5 protein-coding genes and 2 pseudogenes are annotated in these 5,953 nt (G+C 50.5%); 6 read left to right on the plus strand and 1 reads right to left on the minus strand.

Annotation, left to right across the window (positions count from 1 at the left end):
• The 5 genes and pseudogenes from HMPREF1024_RS00470 to HMPREF1024_RS00450 form a co-directional block, all read left to right on the plus strand.
• Positions 1-253 (plus strand): annotated as a pseudogene (locus tag HMPREF1024_RS00470) (IS5/IS1182 family transposase); the annotation flags it as partial.
• 334 nt (positions 254-587) lie between these two features.
• Positions 588-1,886 carry an MFS transporter gene (gene nirA, locus HMPREF1024_RS00465; RefSeq protein WP_004196314.1) on the plus strand — a complete coding sequence of 433 codons (1,299 nt, stop codon included), beginning with the start codon at positions 588-590 and terminating at the stop codon, positions 1,884-1,886.
• A 105-nt stretch (positions 1,887-1,991) separates the two neighbouring features.
• On the plus strand, positions 1,992-2,261 hold the full coding sequence (locus HMPREF1024_RS00460; RefSeq protein ID WP_004196355.1) for a nickel-sensing transcriptional repressor NcrB: 270 nt from the start codon (positions 1,992-1,994) through the stop codon (positions 2,259-2,261).
• A 12-nt stretch (positions 2,262-2,273) separates the two neighbouring features.
• Positions 2,274-3,404 (plus strand): Ni(II)/Co(II) efflux transporter permease subunit NcrC, encoded by a 1,131-nt coding sequence (locus HMPREF1024_RS00455; RefSeq protein ID WP_004196366.1) that lies wholly within the window; start codon positions 2,274-2,276, stop codon positions 3,402-3,404.
• A gap of 161 nt (positions 3,405-3,565) precedes the next feature.
• A complete protein-coding gene (locus tag HMPREF1024_RS00450) occupies positions 3,566-3,988 on the plus strand; it encodes a YgiW/YdeI family stress tolerance OB fold protein (protein WP_139108066.1) in 423 nt (140 codons plus the stop codon).
• Positions 3,989-4,243: 255 nt separating this feature from the next.
• Here the strand turns inward: HMPREF1024_RS00450 and HMPREF1024_RS00445 are convergent, their stop codons facing one another.
• Positions 4,244-5,584, minus strand: coding sequence for an IS1202-like element ISEsa1 family transposase (locus tag HMPREF1024_RS00445; RefSeq protein ID WP_004196353.1), 1,341 nt, complete (start codon positions 5,582-5,584; stop codon positions 4,244-4,246).
• Positions 5,585-5,672: 88 nt separating this feature from the next.
• Between HMPREF1024_RS00445 and HMPREF1024_RS29775 the strand changes: the two are divergent.
• Positions 5,673-5,953, plus strand: a pseudogene (locus HMPREF1024_RS29775) (IS3 family transposase); the annotation flags it as partial.

Genomic DNA, 5,953 nt, shown 5'->3' on the forward strand with positions numbered 1-5,953 from the left:
CGGTGAATATGCAGACCGTAACCGTGCAGTGGCTAATCAGCGAATGACCGGGAGTAATGCGCGGTGGAAATGGACAACAGATTACAACCGTCGCTCGATAGCGGAAACGGCGATGTACCGGGTAAAACAGCTGTTCGGGGGTTCACTGACGCTGCGTGACTACGATGGTCAGGTTGCGGAGGCTATGGCCCTGGTACGAGCGCTGAACAAAATGACGAAAGCAGGTATGCCTGAAAGCGTGCGTATTGCCTGAAAACACAACCCGCTACGGGGGAGACTTACCCGAAATCTGATTTATTCAACAAAGCCGCCACCCGGTTGAGCCTGAAAACCTGTCTGGGACAACTGAGTTAATTCCCTTCTCGTCAGGAGGGGCTGCGCAGGGAAGCGGCGATAACACCTTCGACACTTTTTATGCTGCTTCAGGTATAACGCTGGGATACCTGAAGCTTTTTTATTTAACATCCAAGATAACAGACGAATCAGTATCCTCCTCACCCGGATAAAGCTTGTCATTTTTTTCAGGTCCCTCTATGCTTTGAATATCCCCCTGGGGGGGATGTGATTTCAAACCAAGAGATTTCCTGATGCTCAACATTCTTTCTAATCGTACCTATCGCCACCTGTTTATGGCACAGGTTATCGCCCTTATTGGCACCGGTCTGGCGACCGTTGCGTTAGGGTTACTGGCCTACGATCTCGCAGGTGACAGAGCCGGGGCAGTGCTGGGTACCGCGCTGGCTATCAAAATGAGCGCCTATATTCTTGTTGCGCCCGTGGCGGCGGCTTTTGCCGATAAATTCCCGCGTCGCACCATGCTGGTAACACTGGACCTGGTTCGCGCTCTCGTGGCTATCACGCTGCCTTTTGTCACCCAGATATGGGAAATCTACATCCTGATCTTCATTCTTCAGGCTGCCTCGGCGGCGTTTACGCCTACTTTCCAGGCAACTATCCCGGATATTCTTCCTGACGAACGTGAATATACCCGGGCGCTGTCTCTGTCACGTCTGGCCTACGATCTTGAAAGCGTCATCAGCCCTATGCTGGCGGCTGCACTGCTGACGGTCATGAGTTTCCACAACCTGTTTGCCGGTACGGCAGTCGGGTTCCTTGCTTCAGCAGCTCTGGTTGTTTCCGTGACACTGCCGAAGATGAAAGCGTTAACGGTCAAACGCAGCATCTATGACAAAACTACACGAGGTATGCGCATCTTCCTGAAAACGCCCAGACTGCGCGGCCTGCTGGCACTCAACATGGCCGTAGCGGCAGCGAGTGCAATGGTTATCGTCAACACCGTCGTTCTGGTTCAGGCGGACTTTGGTTTCTCACAGCGGTCTACCGCTATTGCGCTGGCCTTCTTCGGCGTGGGGTCCATGGTATCGGCCCTGGTTCTCCCCAGACTCCTCGACAACATGAGCGACCGTATGCCGATGCTTGCAGGTACGGCGCTTTTAGTCATTGGCCTGGGGTCAGGCATTTTCCTGAAGGATTACATCACGCTGGTTGTGCTCTGGGCACTGCTGGGGGTGGGCTATTCACTTTCTCAGACACCGGGTGGTCGCCTGCTGCGCCGTTCGTCAACAGCGGAAGACAGACCGGCGCTGTTTGCCGCCCAGTTTGCACTGTCACATTCATGCTGGCTGGTGACTTATCCGCTGGCCGGATGGGTTGGTGCGGCATGGGGGACACAGGCTTCATTCATCGCCCTGACTGTTGTGGCAACATTGTCGCTGGTCACCGCCGTACTTATCTGGCGTCCTGAGCATGAAGTGTACGCTCAGGTTCACAGCCACAAAGACCCGGAAACAAACAACGAATCGACCCATGAGCATGATTTCGTCATTGACGATGAACATCCGTCCTGGCCGAAGAAAGAGAAGTAATTTCCCAAAAAAAGACAACGTATCAGGAGAGGATAAGCCGATAAAAAGTGTGACCATGGCGTTGATACACATTATCTTATCCCTTCCACCTGGAGAGGATAAACCATGACCGTTCATGCATCACACCCTGACATTATTAAAAGACTTAAACGTGCCGCAGGGCACCTGAAAAGTACCATCCAGATGCTCGAAGATGAGAAAGCATGTCTGGATATCGCCCAGCAACTGCACGCTGTGGAAAAGGCGATAACGAATGCGAAGCGTACCTTAATTCATGACCATCTGGATCACTGCCTGGAGGATGCCCTTCATGCTGACCACACGGAGTCTGATAAGACGCTTAGCGAATTTAAAGAGATAACTAAATATCTTTAAGGCAAGCGAAACATGACTGATTTTTCCACTCTTTTACAGCAAGGCGTGGCCAATGCCTGGCTGTTCATCCCCAGCGCTATTTTGCTCGGTGCGCTTCACGGACTGGAGCCAGGGCATTCCAAAACGATGATGGCCGCCTTTATTGTGGCCATCCGGGGAACGGTCAAGCAAGCGGTATTACTGGGGCTTGCCGCGACAATTTCTCATACGTCTGTTGTCTGGCTCATTGCGTTCGGCGGAATGTATATCAGTCAGAAATTCACTGCTGAATCAGCCGAACCCTGGTTTCAGCTGATTTCCGCCGTCATCATTCTCGGTACGGCGGCATGGATGTTCTGGCGAACCTGGCGCGGCGAAAAGCTGTGGAAGATGGAGCAGGAAGAGGAACACAGCCACGGTCATCACGATCATGACGAAACCCGCATCATCGATACGGGCCATGGCAGCGTTGAACTCTCGATTTTCGAAGAAGGACAACCCCCTCACTGGCGTTTACGCTCGCTCAGCGGCAAGAAATGGGAAGCTCGCGACATTTCTCTGGTGACCAACCGTGGTCCAGGGACATTTTCACAGGTATTTGATTTCGTCGAAAAAGACGGGTTTATGGAATCGGCCCTGGCGATCCCGGAGCCACACAGCTTTGATGTTCGCCTGTCTTTAGGCCATCGCGGCCATGTGCATGATTATGATGTGGAATTCCGTGAACATGAACACGACCACGATCATTCCTCGCTGGAAGGTCTGGATGTTAATTCTCGCGAATATCAGGATGCTCACGAAAAAGCGCATGCGAACGACATCAAAAAACGTTTTGCGAATCGCAGCGTAACCACCGGACAAATAATCCTGTTCGGCCTGACCGGCGGCCTTATTCCTTGCCCGGCAGCCATTACCGTTTTGCTGCTCTGCATCCAGGTGAAGGAATTTACGCTCGGTGCCGCGCTGGTACTGTGTTTCAGCATCGGTTTAGCGATCACGCTGGTTTCAGTGGGCGCAGCGGCGGCTTTCAGCGTTCGTCAGGCAACCAAACGCTGGAGTGGCCTGGATACGCTGGCGCGGCGGGCTCCATACTTCTCAAGCGTACTGATTGCACTTGTCGGCATTTACATGGGCTATCACGGCTGGATCGGCGTAACGAGCTGATTTTCTCCTGTATGAATCTCACGCCTGAACCCACCAACCGGTGGGTTTTATATTTCTGAAGCCCATCATATTTTTATCCCCCTGCCGGGGATAGGAATTGAGCTTTTATAGCCGCTCATTTATCATCGACAATATCCCCCATGGGGGATGTAAAATTATAAATGGAATCTGCTATGCAAAAACAATATTTCAGTCAGTTCGTCACCGAAGTGTTACTCACTTCGTTCATCGCCATTCCTGCTCTGGCAGCGCAAGGTGGCTTCTCCGCAGAGAAAGAGCCTGTCGTCACTGAGCACATGTATGCCGGTCATAAAGTTCAGCAGGAGAATAGTCAAAGCCGGATTCAGATCGTATCGTCAATGCACGAAGGGGCGTGGATCACACTGGAAGGCAATGTTGTCAGCCAGCAGCAGGACGAGTGGTATACGTTCCGCGACCCAACCGGTACCATCAAAGTCCGCATCCCGCAGAAAGTCTGGAACGGGCAGCACTTCGATGCTCAGGACCTGGTACGGGTCAGTGGACCGGTAAGCCATGAAAATGATGGTTCAATTTTATATGTTGCAGTTATCAGCAAACCCTAAAACACAATTCTGACGGGCTATGTTTTTTTATATATATAGTTCGTCAACCAAACGTCCGCTTCTCGCTCTTAGCGGACATTAGCATAGGCTATTTACCATAACGCCGCATTACGCGCACCGCCCAGACTGACTCAGCGCGTTTCTGGCATATCCCCGGTAAAACAAGTAACAAACCACCCGAAAATGAACACCAGAAACGCGACTTAAGAATCTACCCTATGAATGGATATGCACTCAACCGAATCGATCTTGGTTTCAATCTTTTTTATCGGGATCAGGCTTCTTTTTAGGTAACTTCGGGGGCTTAACTTGCTGATGACTTTGCGTTCGGCGCGTAAGCCAGGGATGGTCAGCTTTAGGTTTAACATAGTATTTTGAGCGTAAATCAATACGGGCATTATCCACTCGTTCATGGACACTCTTTTCATCATCCAGTGGTATAGGCTCCGGGCCATCAACATACTTTTCCCAGCCCAGCGCTTTCCCGTCATACAGAACGTTAATTTCACCGTCAAAGTTCTCGCATACAGTAACAACCGAATGCCTAAGTCGATATCCCCGGCCCTCACTGCGTACCTGAAACGCACTGCTTTTGTACTGGAAAGTGAGATTTTTAGACAGAACGCGCTTCGCCTGTAGGCTGAAGATATAACCCAGTTCCTCTTCAGAATGGTGCACATCAAGATGAGCATTATCAGTAGTACGAGGCGACGTAGCGAACCGGTTGTTATAGGCTTCAATAAAGGTCGGCAACCATGCATTTGCTGTTTCAATATCACTGATATTCTGAAGCCGCATTTCTTTGACCAGCCTGTCCTGTAGTGTCTGATTGGCGCGCTCTACCCGCCCTTTTGCCTGCGGGCTGTTGGCATGGATTGGCTCGATGCCCAGTGTCTTTATCGCACGAGTGAACTGGGTCAGCTCACCTTCCCGCTCTGGGTTATTTACCCTGAATATACTGTGTCTGTCAGAGTAGAGAGCGAGCGGTACGCCATGATCATTAAGGTAACCCCGGAGGGTTTCCATGTAAGCCCGGGTTGTTTCAGCAGGCACAAAACGCAACGCCATCAACGCACTGGTGGCATCATCAATGAAAACGATCAGTGTACATCTGGGGCCTCGATTTTCAAACCAGTCATGAGGTGAGCCATCAATCTGGATCAGTTCACCGTAAGATGGTCGTCGCATGCGGCGTTGATATATACGGGCAATTTTACGACGGCGTTCACGCCATAACCCCTCTTCTATCATCCACTTTCTGAGAGTTTCAACGGATAAAGATAAACCGTGTATCTCGCGCAATTTTTCGCACGCAAACGTAGGTCCAAAATCAGCGTAACGGCCTTTGAGGAGTGAAATTACTGTTGCTCTGAATTCAGTAGAAAAGGAATTATTAGGACGCTTTCCACGTCGGTGGGAAACCAGACCAGAAGGCCCTTCATTTCTATACCGTTGCACCAGACGTTTAACCTGCCGAATAGAAATGCCAATGCGTGCCGCAGCTTGTTCCTGAGTAATATGTCGATTAATTGACTCCTGAATAATCTGAAGTCGGTGGAGTTCCTTATGACTCATCGTAACAGTCTCTTTGATCATGAAAAATCCCCCAGAGAATTGTCTGGGGACATTTTAGAATGGTTCAAAGGAAGTGCGGACAAATTCCTGGACCTTCAGGAGTTAATTTATGCATTCATACGAGGACCGGATTCGGGCCGTCGAACTCTATTACCGGTACGGAAAGAAAGCCTCCGTTGTCGTCATGGAGCTGGGATATCCTTCCACAAAACAGCTGGGCCGTTGGGTTCGGATTTATGAAGAGAAGGGCGATTTACCCAGGGAATTAAAACCAAGAGAACGCTATTCACGTACACAGAAAATTGCTGCTGTTGAGCATTATCTTACTCACGGTGGTTGCCTGTCGTACACTCGCCGAGCCATCGGCTACCCCAGTAACGAAATTCTAAA

This window comes from Klebsiella sp. 4_1_44FAA (assembly GCF_000238715.1).
Taxonomy (GTDB): domain Bacteria; phylum Pseudomonadota; class Gammaproteobacteria; order Enterobacterales; family Enterobacteriaceae; genus Klebsiella; species Klebsiella pneumoniae.